This window comes from Shewanella sp. MF08487, assembly GCF_050848685.1.
Lineage (GTDB): Bacteria > Pseudomonadota > Gammaproteobacteria > Enterobacterales > Shewanellaceae > Shewanella > Shewanella glacialipiscicola.
In genome coordinates this window covers 23,532-39,754 of record NZ_JBOZPB010000028.1, presented here as the reverse complement: position 1 = coordinate 39,754, position 16,223 = coordinate 23,532, and the positions used below count along the sequence as shown (strand labels likewise).

10 protein-coding genes and 1 pseudogene are annotated in these 16,223 nt (G+C 45.3%); 5 read left to right on the top strand and 6 right to left on the bottom strand.

The genetic code is table 11. From position 1 onward, the window contains the following. Nucleotides 1-111: 111 nt before the first annotated feature. The 5 genes from ACRN9H_RS16885 to aspA form a co-directional block, all read right to left on the bottom strand. Nucleotides 112-837, bottom strand: a complete 726-nt coding sequence (locus ACRN9H_RS16885) for a fumarate reductase iron-sulfur subunit (RefSeq protein ID WP_076499102.1) — start codon at nt 835-837, stop codon at nt 112-114. Then, nucleotides 834-2,843 (bottom strand): fumarate reductase flavoprotein subunit, encoded by a 2,010-nt coding sequence (locus ACRN9H_RS16880; RefSeq protein WP_432315301.1) that lies wholly within the window; start codon nt 2,841-2,843, stop codon nt 834-836. The genes ACRN9H_RS16885 and ACRN9H_RS16880 overlap by 4 nt, the downstream gene beginning before the upstream one ends. A 154-nt stretch (nt 2,844-2,997) precedes the next feature. Then, nucleotides 2,998-3,723 (bottom strand): fumarate reductase cytochrome b subunit, encoded by a 726-nt coding sequence (locus tag ACRN9H_RS16875; RefSeq protein ID WP_432315299.1) that lies wholly within the window; start codon nt 3,721-3,723, stop codon nt 2,998-3,000. A gap of 137 nt (nt 3,724-3,860) precedes the next feature. After that, nucleotides 3,861-5,162 (bottom strand): anaerobic C4-dicarboxylate transporter, encoded by a 1,302-nt coding sequence (locus ACRN9H_RS16870; RefSeq protein WP_432315297.1) that lies wholly within the window; start codon nt 5,160-5,162, stop codon nt 3,861-3,863. Nucleotides 5,163-5,278: 116 nt separating this feature from the next. Next, entirely contained in the window at nt 5,279-6,721 is a 1,443-nt protein-coding gene (gene aspA, locus ACRN9H_RS16865; RefSeq protein WP_432315296.1) for an aspartate ammonia-lyase, read from the bottom strand. A gap of 562 nt (nt 6,722-7,283) precedes the next feature. Here aspA and ansB point away from each other — a divergent pair. Continuing rightward, nucleotides 7,284-8,342, top strand: a complete 1,059-nt coding sequence (gene ansB, locus ACRN9H_RS16860; RefSeq protein ID WP_432315294.1) for an L-asparaginase 2 — start codon at nt 7,284-7,286, stop codon at nt 8,340-8,342. A 185-nt stretch (nt 8,343-8,527) separates the two neighbouring features. On the opposite strand, the gene ACRN9H_RS16855 is transcribed toward ansB, so the two are convergent. After that, the gene (locus ACRN9H_RS16855) at nt 8,528-9,973 is read right to left on the bottom strand and encodes a LysM peptidoglycan-binding domain-containing protein (protein WP_432315292.1); all 1,446 of its coding nucleotides are present in this window, start codon (nt 9,971-9,973) and stop codon (nt 8,528-8,530) included. 186 nt (nt 9,974-10,159) lie between these two features. On the opposite strand from ACRN9H_RS16855, the gene ACRN9H_RS16850 reads away from it, so the two are divergent. The 4 genes and pseudogenes from ACRN9H_RS16850 (at nt 10,160) to ACRN9H_RS16835 (ending at nt 16,116) form a co-directional block, all read left to right on the top strand. Further along, nucleotides 10,160-11,485 carry a protein kinase gene (locus tag ACRN9H_RS16850; RefSeq protein ID WP_432315290.1) on the top strand — a complete coding sequence of 442 codons (1,326 nt, stop codon included), beginning with the start codon at nt 10,160-10,162 and terminating at the stop codon, nt 11,483-11,485. Between the two features lie 115 nt (nt 11,486-11,600). Beyond that, nucleotides 11,601-11,750 (top strand): hypothetical protein, encoded by a 150-nt coding sequence (locus ACRN9H_RS16845; protein WP_432315288.1) that lies wholly within the window; start codon nt 11,601-11,603, stop codon nt 11,748-11,750. A gap of 24 nt (nt 11,751-11,774) precedes the next feature. Further along, complete coding sequence (locus ACRN9H_RS16840; RefSeq protein ID WP_432315286.1) at nt 11,775-13,046, top strand: efflux RND transporter periplasmic adaptor subunit; 1,272 nt, start codon at nt 11,775-11,777, stop codon at nt 13,044-13,046. Next, nucleotides 13,046-16,116, top strand: a pseudogene (locus tag ACRN9H_RS16835) (efflux RND transporter permease subunit). The gene ACRN9H_RS16840 and the pseudogene ACRN9H_RS16835 overlap by 1 nt, the downstream one beginning before the upstream one ends. Nucleotides 16,117-16,223 lie beyond the last annotated feature (107 nt).

Below are 16,223 nucleotides of genomic sequence, written 5' to 3'. Positions count from 1 at the left end.
GTTGAAATGAAAGATCCCGCATGTCTTTACTGGTAAATAATTTTTGCCAGCCTAATTTTGGAAAATGCTCCCCCATCCCACCCAGTGGCGGGATCGATGAAGGCGTTCGCATTAGAGTATGGTTGCGGCCATTTTCCGGCGTAGGTAAGCAATTTGTTGCATGTGCGGCAAATCTTTGGGGCAATTATCTTGGCAGCCAAGCAATGTCATACAGCCAAACACGCCATCTTGATTACCGATAACATGGTAAAAATCATCCGCAGTACGAGCGTCTCTGCTATCCATTTCGAAGCGGGCAATTTTCATCATGCCAACCGCACCGACAAAGGTCTCGCGCATTTGTTTGGTGGCGCAGGCAGATACACAAACCCCGCATTCAACGCAGCGTTCTAGCTCATAAATGCGTGCAGCTTCTTCGGGAGCCATTGGATTTTCGAGACGATGCATGTCGTGATCATCGGCTTTAGGATGCAGCCATAGCTTTAATCGTTCGGCTAATTCACGCATAAATTTACCCGTGTTAACGGATAAGTCACCAATCAGCTCAAAGCCAGGTAATGGCATTAAAGTGATTTCACCATCGGGGTAATTTGCCGTTAGCGTGCGACAAGCAAGCGTAGGGAAACCATTGATCACCATGGCGCAACTGCCACAAATACCCGCGCGGCAAACAAAGTCGAATTGCAATGAGGGATCCTGTTGTTCACGCAGTTGATTGAGTGCAATAAACACTGTCATACCGGGTGTTTCAGTCAACTGATAACGTTCCATTTTCGGCTTGTCTTGGCCATCTTGTGGATCGTAACGGAAGATATTAAAGCTGATTTGACGGCTCATAATGGTTTGTTTCCTACCGGTTGAGATGGCATGGTTTTTAAAGTATCAGTGAGACGCTCATTGCGAGGTTGCAGATGGCTTGGCAACTCAAATGGCATCAATGCGTGCTGAAGCGTGTGTCTATCAGGGTTGTCGCCTAAGCTTGCGATCACTTCATTGATCTGTTGCACGCGCTTTTCCGTGTCTGGGTGAGGGATGGTGTTATCGTTACCATAGCCTCGGTATCCCGGTGGTAATTCCATTTTCATTACATCGAGTGCTTCGTAACGCAATACTGGCTCTAGTGACTCGGCGTCTGGCCAAGTTGCTAGCGTACGGTTAAGCCAATCTTTATCGTTGCGTTGTGGATAATCTTCCCGTGAATGGGCGCCGCGACTTTCTGTCCGAGCGGCAGCGCCGCAGGCAACAGTTAAGGCGACTCTTAACATACGGCTGACGCGCAGTGCTTCAACTAACTCTGGGTTTGAGTGACGTTTTTTACATTTGAGACCCAGATTCTTAGATCGTACGAGTAATGCTTTAAGCTCTTTGATGGATTTTTCTAATTCGGGTCCGTTACGGAAAATGCCGACGTAATTCATCATAATACGTTGCATTTCAATCTTGATTTCAAAAGGATTTTCTTTGCCGTCGCCATCAATAAGATGATCAATTTCTGCCTGTAATTTATCGATACATTTCTGCGTGAGGGCAGTATCGATTTCTAGGCTGTTTTGCTCACAAAAATCAGCAACATATTTACCAATAATCATGCCGCCAACGACTGTTTCAGCGACCGAGTTACCACCTAGGCGGTTAAAGCCGTGCATGTCCCAACAGGCCGCTTCGCCGACACTGAACAATCCTTTGAGCTGTGGGCTTTCGCCAGTGGCATTGGTGCGTACGCCGCCCATAGAATAATGCTGGGTAGGTCTTACTGGGATCCAATCTTTACAGGGGTCGATACCCAGAAAATACTCACAAATCTCTTTCACTTCGCGCAAGTTGGTTTCGATATGCTCGCGGCCTAACAGGGTGATATCTAGCCATAGATGCGGGCCGTAAGGGCTGTCAACGCCTTTACCTTTACGCATATGCTCTGTCATGCGGCGCGAGACCACATCACGGGAGGCAAGTTCTTTTTTCTCTGGTTCGTAATCTGGCATAAAGCGGTGACCGTCTTTATCACGCAAAATACCGCCATCACCACGACACCCTTCAGTGGTTAAAATACCCGCTGGCACGATGGCGGTAGGATGAAACTGCACCGCTTCCATATTACCTAAGGTGGCGACACCGGTATCGAGTGCTAATGCTTGGCCTATGCCTTCGCAGATAGTGGCGTTGGTGGATATTTCATAAATTTTGCCGTAACCACCGGTGGCGATTGTGGTGGATTTAGCCACGTAAGCACGCAGCTCGCCGGTGATTAAACAACGAGCGATAACGCCATGGCAGCGTTTACCATCATGGATTAGCGACAACGCTTCAATCCGCTCGTGTACTGGAATACCCATTGATATAGCTTGGTTATCGACCGCATACAGTAAAGAGTGGCCTGTGCCATCGGCGGTATAACAGGTACGCCATTTCTTGGTGCCGCCAAAGTCACGGGCATTAATTAGGCCGTGAGCTTCTTCAGCTTCATTGAGAGTGACTTTTTGCGCGTTCATGATGACTTCACGCGGGCCGGCAGAAATCCGCGACCAAGGCACGCCCCAGTTGGTGAGTTCGCGGATTGCTTTGGGTGCAACGTGGGTAAACATGCGCGCTACATCTTGGTCGCAGCCCCAGTCGGAGCCTTTAACTGTGTCTTGGAAATGCACATCTTCGTTATCGCCCATGCCTTTAACTGTGTTACCAAGGCTGGCTTGCATACCGCCTTGTGCTGCGGCGGAATGTGAACGTTTTGCGGGAATTAACGATAGCACTAAGGTATCGAGTCCGCGTTCTTTGGTGGCAATGGCGACTCTAAGGCCCGCGAGTCCGGCGCCAATCACTAATGAGTCTGTATAAATAAGTTTCAAATGAGCTCCTTATCTAATTATCTAGATAACATTCATAGATTTATCATTGCGCTCCTCGGTATAGATGCGCTGCAACTATGTATCGAGGAGGATCCGTATATTGTTTGTGTTGCTCTACAGGCTAGGTGCGCCGATAGCGCTAGCTTGTTTGTTATTAATTGGGAATAAACGGTTGCACCGGCAATACTAATTCCATACCAATATTGATATAGGTCACTAGGCTTAATGTGCCTAAACATAATAAATAGACGATCAATACATGGGCGATGGTGCGGATAAGTGGGCGGTTACTGCTCACACCCCATTTTAAGATCACTCGGTATAAGCCAACGATGCCGTGGAATAAAACGATAGGTAGAAACACCACGTATAAGAGCCAAGCGTTATCGTGGTAAACCCGTTCAGCCGAAAGGTGAGGGCCAATATCTGGGTTTAAAATCATGGTTGCAAGGTGGGCTGACACTAAGAAAAAGAGTAAAAACCCAGTAATCATCTGCCAGAACCATAATTGGGTATCTTTATGTTTGATACTCGACATGAAGCCACGCATTGCGCGCCATTGGCCTAGTTGTGTGGGAAAGCGACGTAATGCTGTGGCGGCATGTACTGCAACAATCACGAGCATAATGACTGAAATGATCTGGGTTACAATCGGGAAGCCATGATCAGTCGAGCTAAACATGCTGCCTTCTAAGAATTGCACCATGTGAAAGAAGGTTTCTTTCCCTAATAAAATGCTCGCCTCAAAATGCATATGAAATAAAAGAAAAATACCCAATATAAGCCCAGTCACACTTTGTAAGCAGTCTGCTTTAGCCGACCAAGCTTGCCCATACGGCCCACCATTAATGGCGGTAGGAACACGCGTTTTCGCTGACATTAATTCACTCCTTACTAGGTTTGTCATAGTGTGGATGCGTCTGCACTACACCAAACTACCCCTTGAAATACAGATTAAAATAAGAGGGCTAAGCCATTTTTAAGCATCACCCTCGGATAACGTTAGGGAATATGGCGCTATAACATCATGCCGCCAAATAGGAACGCTAATGCCACACTGGTAGCAATCGTCACGACGCCCGGAATAAGGAAAGGATGGTTAAATACCGCCTTACCAATTCGAGTTGAGCCGGTATCATCCATCTCAACCGCGGCGAGTAACGTAGGGTAAGTCGGCAATACGAACAAGGCACTTACTGCGGCAAAAGAGGCCACTGCAGTTAAAGGACTCACGCCAATCGCTAATGCTGCAGGCATCAGTGCTTTAGTCGTCGCGCCCTGTGAATAGAGCAACATAGAAGCAAAGAACAAGGTGACCGATAACAACCAAGGCTGACTTTGCAGTAAGTTACCAGCAAGGTCTTTGATTTCATTAATATGATTAGAAACAAAAGTATCACCCAACCAAGCCACACCTAATACACAAACACAGGCGGACATACCTGATTTAAAGGTGCCGGCATTGGAAATTTCGCTTGCGTCTAATTTACAAAAAATGGTGATAGCCGCAGCAGCTGTCAGCATCAACACCATAATGGCGGCATCGCGTGGCAGAACAGGGTTAACAATTAATCCTACTTTGTCTGAAATCGCAGTGGCATAAACCATCACAGCCGCAATCGCCATAAGGAAAATCATTACTGAACGCTTGGCACCTGGTTTAATGGTGATCTGGGTTTTACCGCGCTTTTTAACTAAACCCTTAGCTAAGCGATCTTGATAAATTGGATCGTCAGCAAGCTCTTTACCCATTAAATTAGCGACAACAGCCCCAACCATACAGGCAAGAAAAGTTGATGGAATACATACGGCTAACAGCACTAAGTAATCGACACCAAAGGGATCTAAGATGCCAGAGAAGAACACTACCGCTGCTGAAATGGGTGAGGCAGTAATAGCGACCTGTGAGGCGACTACGGCGATAGATAAAGGACGAGAAGGACGGATACCTTGTTCTTTTGCGACTTCGGCAATAACAGGTAAGGTGGAGAATGCGGTGTGGCCAGTACCCGCAAAGAGTGTCATGAAGTAAGTCACAACGGGGGCCAAAAAGGTGATTTGTTTTGGATGTTTACGTAATAATTTTTCAGCCAGTGACACTAAGTAATCCATCCCACCCGACACTTGCATAGCTGCAATGGCGGTGATTACTGACATAATGATGAGGATCACATCAATGGGGATATTACCCGGTTTGAGTCCTAGTCCTGCGGTCAGTATCAATACTCCAACACCACCCGCAAAGCCGACACCCATGCTACCCATCCTAGCACCTAGATAAATCGCCCCGAGCACAATTGCTATCTCTAATATAATCATAGTGTTAACTCTTTTTTGTTTTTAATTGCCATAGCCTAGTTCAGTGTCAATTGTGCATAGGCTTATTGTTGAATTATTGAGTTTGGGCTGGGGAGTCTTTCCCCAGCCCCACCTAGTTACACTTTGTTTTTGCTGGTATTTTTCTTCGGCTGATATTTAGGATGCATCAGGTTTTCAACTGAGAGGATGTCATCCAGTTCTTCAACTGTTAACAAGCCGCGCTCAAGTACCACTTCACGGACATTTTTACCCGTTTGGGCGCAAATCTTGCCGATGATGTCACCTTCATGGTGGCCGATGTACGGGTTAAGGTAGGTCACGATACCGATAGAATTGAGCACATGATTCATACAGATTTCTGGGTTGGCGGTGATGCCTTCAACGCATTTTTCGCGCAGGGCGATACAGGCATTACCCATTAAACTGAGTGACTCAAACATCGCTTGGCCAATCACAGGCTCCATCACGTTTAGCTGTAACTGACCCGCTTCGGCGGCCATAGTAATGGTGATGTCGTTGCCGACAATCTTGAAGGCAACCTGATTCACCACCTCTGGAATCACAGGGTTAACCTTGGCAGGCATGATGGATGAACCCGCTTGTAGTTCAGGAAGATTAATTTCTTTAAGGCCCGTGCGTGGACCTGATGACAGTAGGCGTAGGTCATTACAAATTTTGGACATTTTAATCGCCATACGCTTAATCGCACTGTGCAACATAACGTAGGCACCGCAATCTGACGTGGCCTCGATTAAATCTTCCGCTGGCACATAGGCGCGACCAGTAATTTCTGCCAGATGTTTAATGGCCAGTGAGGAATAACCCTCTGGCGTATTAAGACCCGTACCAATGGCAGTAGCACCTAAGTTCACTTCTAACAATAATTCTTGGCAACGCGTGATAGATTTAATTTCTTCTCGTAACGTGACCGCAAAGGCATGAAACTCTTGGCCTAATGTCATAGGCACCGCATCTTGTAGCTGGGTACGGCCCATCTTTAAGATCGTTTTAAACTCTGTGGCTTTAGTTTCGAAAGCAGCGATAAGGTCAGTTAATGTATCTAGCAGGATATCGGTGCTGTTGATGACCGCAATACGGAAACCCGTTGGATAGGCGTCGTTGGTCGATTGACACTTGTTGACGTGATCATTTGGGTTGATGACATCGTAACGGCCTTTTTCTAGACCCATGATCTCCAGTGCAACGTTGGCTAATACCTCATTGGTATTCATGTTGACTGAAGTGCCAGCTCCGCCTTGATAGACATCGACCGGAAATTGATCAACAAATCGGCCCGTTGTCAGTATCAGATCGCACGCTTCAATTATTTTGTCAGCGATCTCAGGACTTATTGCGCCTAATTCGCTATTTGCCATGGCAGCCGCTTTTTTAGTTAGCATCATGCCACGAACTAATTCAGGTACATCGGAAATTTTTTGATTACTCAGCTTAAAGTTTTCGATGGCACGTAATGTATGTATGCCGTAATAAAATGCATTGGAAACTTCTTTAGTACCCAATAGATCTTCTTCGATCCGTACGCTATTAGTATCTTTCATTTCGATCCTATCCAATCCAGTTAATAGTAAGATATATCTTCGAGTATTAAATTTTAGATGTGTATATCAGTATGCTTAACACATTAAAAATAATACCGAAAACATGAAGGAGAATCGTCTCCTTGACTATCGATACAAATCTTAACTCTTTAAATGAAGAATAATTAGGATGGCGATCACTTAACTCGTTGAAATAGAGTATTTGTTTTGTTTGTTAGAGAGGCATCTCAATTCGATGATCTAGTGTGAGCTATTACTTTTTGATGCTAATTAGATAAATAATTGTTATTTAGTTAACAAGTTTAAAAGGTGTATATATTAAAGCGAATTAGACGCTAAATTAACTATTTTGAATTTAAGTTATTATGAACGCGTATAACCATTCCGTCTTATCATTCGTCTTAATTAAACTTATTTAAATGAGTGGATGACGTTCTGTTTAAAATAATTAAATTTATTAATACCATCTTGTATTTTTTATTATTGGTGAGGATTGTCACTGTAAGGTATAAATAATGGTGCACACTATGGCTGAGTTTACTACTAATAAAAGGATATAAGCATGAATGTTTCGATGCGTAAGATTTTACTTTCCATCAGCTTAGGGTTATTTCTCTCCTCTGCGGCGCAGGCACTGCCACAGGTACGTATTATTGCCACGGGAGGCACTATTGCGGGAGTAGGCCAATCGGCGACAGGATCTAATTATCAGGCGGGAGAAGTGGGTGTTAATAGTTTAATTGTGGCCGTACCTGAAATAAAGCAACTTGCGGATATTCAAGGTGAGCAACTGGTTAAAATCGGTTCGCAGGACATGAATGATAAGGTGTGGCTTGCGCTTGCTAAGCGGATCAATATTTTACTGGCTGACAAAGATGTTGATGGCATAGTCATTACCCACGGCACCGATACTTTAGAAGAAACCGCTTATTTTTTAAATCTCACCGTGAAAAGTGACAAGCCGGTAGTGCTGGTTGGCGCAATGCGTCCATCAACTGCTATGAGTGCCGATGGTCCGATGAATTTGTATAATGCCGTTGCGACTGCTGCTAACCTCGAATCGAAAGGTCGAGGTGTATTAGTGGTGATGAACGATATAGTGCTTAACGCTCGCGATGTCACTAAGACCAATACCACAGGAGTGCACACCTTTGCTGCGCCTAACTTTGGCCCGCTTGGCGTTATCCATAACAGCAAGATTGAATACATGGGTAAAACTGAGCGCCAACATACAACTCAAACGCCTTTTGATGTTAGTAAACTTGATAAATTACCACAGGTTGGCATCGTTTATAACTATGCCAACGCCAGTGATTTACCCGCCAAAGCTATGGTAGAAGCAGGTTTTGACGGTATCGTTAGCGCGGGCGTGGGTAACGGAAATATGTACCAATCAATATTTGATACGCTAGCAAAAGCAAGCCAAAAAGGCGTGCTAATCGTACGCTCTAGCCGTGTACCCACAGGAGCCACCACGCTGGATGCTGAGATAGATGATGCTAAATATGGTTTTGTGGCATCGGGTAATCTTAATCCGCAAAAATCTAGAATTTTATTGATGTTGTCTTTAACGCAAAGCAAAGATCCACAGCAGATCCAACGCTGGTTTCAGCAGTTTTAACCTGTAATGTCGCAGTCGTGGCTAATGTTCAAGTACTCGGGCTGTCGTTAATCAATAAGCGCTTCGATGATTCGAGGCGCTTTTTATTCCGTTATTATTCTAAATAAAAAATGCCGTTCACTTAAGTGAGCGGCATTTTAGCATCTCTAGCTGGCGGTTTTATTTTTGATAACTGCTACTTAAGTTTATTCTGTGACTTTTAACTCTTGGCCAGGCTTAATGATGCTCTTGGCATTAAGCTGGTTCCACTTCATTAAATCTGCCAGTTTAACCTTATTTTTACGGGCAATTTTATCCAACGAATCGCCGGATTTTACCTTGTAGGTTGTCGCTTTTGCCGCAGTTTTATCGGCTGGCTTGGTGGGGGTTTTAGCCTTGGTTGATGATTTGCTTCTGACTTTTGTATCGACCTTGGCTTTATTGCTGCTAACTTTAACCGCTTCAGGTTGATTATCATTTGTCGCCATCGGCGTTAATAGCGTGAGCTCTTGACCAATTTTGAGGCGGTCAGAGGTCAGATTATTCGCTTGTTTTAATGCTTTTACTGACATATCAAATTTAGCCGCAATAGAGCCTAGGCTATCGCCAGATTTGACTATGTAGCTTTGGCTGTCATAGCGTTTTTGAGCGTAGAGTTTATCGTGATTCTCTTGATACTGGCCTATGTTTTCCAGTGGTAGGGCGATTTGGTATTTACCTTTACTGGGGATCACTCCTTGACGAAAACCTGGGTTATAGGTTTTAAATTTTGCTTTGCTCAGTCCTGCAGCATCGGCTATCTGACCAATATCCAAACCATTGGGAGCGGGAACACGATCTAAAAAGGGGCGATTATCAATCGCTGGTATTTTTAGGCCGTAATGATTGGGGGCGCGAATAATTTGAATAAATGCCAGCCACTTAGGCACTGTTTGTACGCGTTTAGCTGGAATGCCCAGTGACCAAAAATCTGTAGGTTTGCCCTTGGCTTTGTTTTTGTCTATAGCGGCTTTAATTACCAGTTCGCCGGTGTTGTAGGCGGCAACTGCGTTAATCCAGTCTTTATCTAGGGTGTCGTATAAGTGCTGTAAATAGTCGAGTACGGCATCAGTAGATGCGAGTGCATCTTTACGGCCGTCGTAGGCAGAATTAATGGTTAAGCCAAAATTACGCCCAGTGGCGGGGATCATTTGCCACAGTCCGGCCGGGCCATTGGCTTGAGCCAGAGGATTGTAACCACTCTCAACTATGGGTAATAGTGCCAACTCTAATGGCATGTTGCGCGCTTCGAGTTGACTCACAATGTAATATAAAAAAGGTTCGGCGCGTGTGCCAACCTGAGTCATAAATTTTTGTTTATCATCAAAAAAGTTACGTTGCTTACGCACTTCGGCATCGTCATGCACGTCAATCGTATTTGCATGTTGAATTTTTGCCCACACATCGCTGTATTGCTCAACGACTGGCGGTGGTGGTGTTTTGGCCGCGTGTGGTGTTGCGTTGCTCAGTTCTGACTGAACATTGTCTGTTGAGGTATTGAATTCTGTTGCTGATGGGCTTGCCGATGTTGCAGTGCAACCTGTTAGTAGGGCCATCAGCATGGTCAACATGAGCACTGTGAAAGAGTGCGTTTGGCGAAATGGTGTCCGCATAATAGTCCTGTAATTGAGTAGCCTAGCATTCCATATTGAGGCACATGCTAATCTGTTTTCACGTTTCTGGATAGATCCACACGGTTTTGACGCCAACCCAAGACCCGTTTGGGTGCTGATATTTCGTTTAGATTTACCAGTGGATACGCTACCATAGCCGCGTTTTTTCATTGATTTGGGTAATACATGCAGACGTTAGCGCAATTAAGGGCAGGGCAGTTACAGGGGATTACTCGTTTACAATTGACTGAGAACTTAACCGAGTTTCCTCGGGAGATTTTTGACTTAGCCGATACGCTTGAAATTCTCGATTTGTCGAATAACCAACTGAGTACATTACCCGATGATTTACACCGTTTATCGCGCTTAAAGATCATTTTCGCTTCTAATAATCGCTTTGAGCATTTGCCTGAGGCATTGGGACGCTGTGCAAATTTAGAGATGATTGGCTTTAAGGCGAATCAAATCACCACAGTTGCAGCAATAGCATTACCATTACAAACTCGTTGGTTGATTTTAACGGATAACCAGATTGAGGCGCTGCCTGCCGCTATGGGTCATCTCCATCGTTTACAAAAGCTAGCTTTAGCGGGCAACCGATTAACGACTCTGCCGGAGTCGATGAAGCATTGCCGTAACTTAGAATTAGTGCGCCTATCTGCTAATCAACTGCAAGCACTGCCCACTTGGTTACTCAGTCTGCCTAAGCTCACTTGGATCGCCTTTGCGGGTAATCCGTTTAGCCATACATTGGTAGACCCCCATCGCGATGTGATGACTGTGGCTAATGTGACGTTGGCTGATATTAAGTTAGCAGAACAGCTTGGCGAAGGTGCGTCAGGGGTGATTTATCGCGGTGATTGGTTAAATCAGGCCATGATAACCGCAACTGGTACGGCACAAATTGCAGTCAAACTTTTTAAGGGTGAAGTGACTAGCGATGGTTACCCTGCCGATGAGCTTGATTGCTGCCTTACAACGGGCGATCACCCAAGTTTGATTAAGGTTGTGGCACACATTAGCCAAAAAGACCAGTTAGGCTTAGTTATGGAGCTCATCCCGCCTGGATTTAGTAACTTAGGTTTACCTCCCAGCCTGCTGACCTGTACCCGTGATACCTTTAAAGTCGGCACTCAATTTAGCGTGGATGACGTCGTAAAAGTCGCCTATCAATTAGCAGATGCAATGGCGCACATGCACGCAAAGCAGGTGAGTCACGGCGATGTGTATGCCCATAACATTATGGTTAATCGGCAGATGCAGTTGTTATTTGGTGATTTTGGTGCGGCGTCGAACCTACGTAATCTATCGACAGAAGCGCGTTTAGCGATACAGGCCATTGAGGTTCGTGCGCTAGGTTGCTTGATTGAGGACCTCATAACCTATGTGGATACGCAAATACACCCAGAGACATGTGCCAAGCTTAGTGCGATTAAAACACTATGCATGCTGGAAGATGCCCACCAACGTCCATGCTTTATTGATATTAAACAAATGCTTGACCACTGTTAATTAACTGACCAATACAACATTTGTTTTTATTTTGTTTTTCTTGTGGTCTTTTTGTGTGGATTACGCTTTAACTGTTGGTTGCGTAGTTAACTTGTTGTTTTTATTTGGATGTGTGATGGCTGTTTTACTGGCACTCACTCGGATTATGCCTATAGGCTGTATACCCAAACAATCTCAAAATGTAGAAATAGACACTTTAGGTGATTTGGGTAAATCTTGGGTTCAATCCGGTGAGCTGTTATCGGATAGGATGTCCGTTGAATAGTCAAAACGATAGGTTTCATCAACTATGCTTACACAACAAGCGACTAAACAAGTGCGTACTGCTTGCGATATTTCGTTAACACCCCATTCCCATCAGGATTTAAAGTCCGCCTTATTCGCTCCTGTAATATTGTTCATAGCGAGTCTACTAGCCTTAAACTCCTTAACGGCTGTGGCAGCTGACAAGGTTGATATTATCCCAGTTACCGTAGAGGCGGTAAAAGAAACCGCCTTTGACGATACCGTGAAAGAAGTTGGTAAAATCAATGCCATCGATTCAGCCGTACTGAACTTTAGTGCCAGCGAAAAAATTAGCGCGATTCACTTTAACCATGGCGATAAGGTTAAAAAAGGGCAAATCATTGCCGAGCTGGATAACGTTAAAGCTAAGGCTGATTTAGATAAGGCCAAGAGCACGTTAGCCTTAGCTAAAACTAAGCTCGAACGTATTGAAGATTTGTTGATTAAAGAGCCGTTTGCACTTGCCAAGCAAGATGTGGATGAGCTGAGGGAAAATGTCAATTTGGCCGATGCCGATTTTAGGCAAAAGCAGGCAGTAATGAACGATTACCTGATCAAGGCTCCCTTTGATGGCCAGTTAACCCGCTTTAGCCAGTCTATTGGCAGCCAAATTGGCGCAGCTACTGCATTAGTCACCCTGTATAGCCTACATCCCGTCGAAGTCCGTTATGCCATTAGCCAGCATGATTTTGGTAAGGCGAAAAAAGGCCAAGAGGTTGATGTCACCGTGGAAGCCTACGGGGATAAAATTTTTACAGGAATGGTGAATTATGTGGCGCCCGCCGTCGACATTAATTCGGGCCGAGTAGATATTCACGCCACCCTCGAAAACCCCGAATTTAAACTTGCCCCCGGTATGTTCGCCAATATCAAACAGTACTATAGCCGCGGTATCAAACGTTTATTAGTGCCACAAAACTCTATTATTGCTAATAATGCCGAGCGCTTTGTCTGGTTGGTGCGTGGCGATAGCGCAGTAAAGCAAATGGTTAAACTCGCGCAAAATACTAACGATGGCTATGCAGTGGTTATCGAAGGTTTAGCCGTAGGCGATTTGGTAGTGAAGACGGGCATGCAAAATCTTAAGTCCGATAGCCAGATCAAAGTCGTGCAGGATAAGAACCTTAAAGATAGCGAGCCTGCGTCAAAGGCTGAATCTACATCTAAACCAAAAGATGAGCCAATACCAGAATCAAAAGCTGACTCACATGCTGATTCACACCTTAAGTCAGCGGTAGTTACCAGCGCTAACTCGGTGAGTGAGGAGGTTGAATAATGCGTTTACCCGAAGTCTGTATCCGCCATCCTATCTTCGCCTCGGTTCTCAGCATCATGGCGGTATTACTGGGATTAATCGCCTTTCAAAAACTCGATATTCAATATTTTCCTGAGCATACTACCCACTCTGCCTCTGTTAATGCCTCGATTGCAGGGGCGAGCGCCGATTTTATGTCGAGCAATGTGGCCGATAAGCTCATTGCGGCGGCTTCGGGTATTGATAAGGTCGATACTATGTCGACCGACTGTAGCGAAGGGCGCTGCTCGTTAACGATTAAATTCAATGACGATACCAGTGATATTGAATACACCAACTTAATGAATAAGTTACGTAGCAGCGTTGAAGGGATCAACGATTTCCCCCAGAGCATGATAGATAAGCCCACAGTTACCGACGATACCTCGGCAACAGATGCTGCGAGTAATATCATCACTTTTGTCAACGCAGGCGGCATGGAAAAGCAGGCTATGTATGACTACATTAGCCAACAGTTAGTACCGCAACTTAAGCAAGTTCAAGGTGTTGGTGCTGTATGGGGGCCGTATGGTGGTTCACAAAAGGCGGTGAGAGTTTGGCTTAATCCTGAGCAAATGAAGGCGTTAAACATTAAGGCCGCCGATGTGGTGGGCACATTAGGTTCTTATAACGCCAGTTTTACCTCGGGGGCAATTAAGGGTAAGTCGCGAGATTTCTCGATTAACCCATTGAATCAAGTTGAAACACTGGATGATGTGAAAGATCTGGTGATCAAAGTCAGCGAGGGCAAGATCATCCGCGTGGTCGATGTTGCCGATGTGGTCATGGGTGAAGAAAGTCTGTCGCCGAGTATGTTGTCTATCGGTGGGCACAGTGCGATGTCACTACAGATTTTGCCTTTGAGTAATGCAAACCCAGTGACAGTGGCGGTGAACATTAAGGCTGAAATTGCGCGCATGCAGCAGCATTACCCCAAGGGTTAGAAATGACCTTGGCCTACAATCAGGCCGACTTTATTGAAGCCTCTATCGATGAAGGGTTTTCTGCGCTGATTGAGGCAGTCATCTTAGTCTCCTTGATTGTGGTGTTATTTCTAGGCAGCCTGCGCGCAGCATCAATTCCAATCATTACCATTCCCGTGTGTGTGATTGGGGTGTTTGCCGTAATGTCGGCCCTCGGTTTTAGCATCAATGTGTTGACCATTTTGGCGATTATTTTGGCCATCGGCCTGGTGGTGGACGACGCTATTGTGGTGGTCGAGAACTGTTATCGCCACATCGAAAACGGTGAAACGCCTTTTAATGCAGCGATTAAAGGCTGTCAGGAAATCATCTTCCCGATCATTGCCATGACCTTAACGCTCGCAGCCGTGTATCTGCCGATAGGATTAATGTCGGGGTTAACCGCTGATTTGTTTAGGCAATTCTCCTTCACCTTGGCCGCCGCCGTGATGATCTCTTGCGTGGTCGCGCTGACATTATCACCTATGATGAGCGCCTATCTTATTAATACCACTGAGCAGCAGCCGAAATGGTTTAGCCGAGTCGAGCATGTGCTGCAGCAGTTAAACGATTTGTATATCAAAGAGCTGGATAAGTGGTTTACCCGTAAGCGTTTAATGCTCGGTGCGGCTGTAGTACTTATCGGCCTTGCGGGCATCGCCTACTGGCAGTTGCCGAAAATACTCTTGCCTGCGGAAGATTCTGGTTTTATCGATGTGGCATCTAATGGCCCTACAGGCGTGGGACGTCAGTATCACCTTAATCACAATGCTGAGCTTAATGGCGTGATGGATGGTCATCCTGCCGTTGGCGCTAACTTGTCCTATATCGAGGGCGAACCTGTGAACCATGTACTGCTTAAACCTTGGGGCGAGCGTAGTGAAGGTATCGATGATGTTATTAATGACTTGATGACTAAATCAAAGGCAAGTGTTTCTGCCTATAACATGTCCTTTAGCATTCGCTCAGCCAATAACCTCAACATTGCCAATAATCTACGTTTAGAGCTGACGACCTTAGATCGTAACAAAGATGAACTTAACGCCACTGCCGCCAAAGTGCAAAAACTACTCGAGGACTATTCTGGAGTGACTAACGTGGATAACTCTGTGCTGCGTGATCAGCTGCGCTACGATTTATCTATCGATCGCAACGCGATTATTCTTTCGGGCGTGAGTTATGGCGACGTGACAAATGCGCTTTCGACCTTCCTTGGCTCGGTAAAGGCGGCGGATTTACATGCCACAGATGGCTTTACCTATCCAATACAAGTGCAAGTTAACTTAGACAAACTCAGTGATTTCAGTGTGTTGAATAAGCTTTATGTCACCTCCGAATCAGGACAAGCCTTACCTTTATCGCAATTCGTGTCGATTAAGCAAACAACGGCAGAATCTAACATTAAGACCTTTATGGGTCTTGATAGCGCTGAGCTGACGGCAGATATTATGCCCGGTTATTCTACCGACGAAATTAAAACCTACTTAGACGAGCAATTGCCATTGTTACTCAATGATGCCCAAGGTTTTAAATACAATGGGGTGGTGAAGGACTTAATGGATTCACAAGCGGGCACTCAGTCGTTATTTTTGTTAGCACTGGTGTTTATCTATCTGATTTTGGCCGCGCAGTTTGAAAGCTTTGTCGATCCCTTAATCATCTTACTGACGGTACCCTTGTGTATTGTTGGCGCATTGCTGACCTTAACCCTGTTCGGCCAGAGCATGAACATCTACTCTCAAATTGGCCTACTTACCTTAGTGGGGCTGGTGACAAAACACGGCATTTTGCTGGTAGAGTTTGCAAATAAACAACAGGCCCAAGGCTTGAATGCGATTGAAGCGGCGCTCAGTAGTGCTAAATCTCGTTTAAGACCGATTTTAATGACCTCGTTAACGATGATTTTAAGTGCAATACCTTTAGCGTTGGCTTCAGGTCCTGGCTCCTTAGGTTTAACCAATATCGGTTTAGTCTTGGTCGGTGGATTACTGGCAGGTACTTTTTTCTCGCTATTTGTGGTGCCAGTGGCTTATGTCGCTATGGCTGAGCTTAAAGAAAAAGATGTGCTCGCTAAATTACGTCTAACTTAAATTACGCCTAGCACTCAATAGTACGCGGCTAAACCTAAAGGGCTTTACTCTGGCCTAACTCTGGTTTAGCCGCACAAAAAGAGATGTAAAGCGTGATGTTGGCGGGG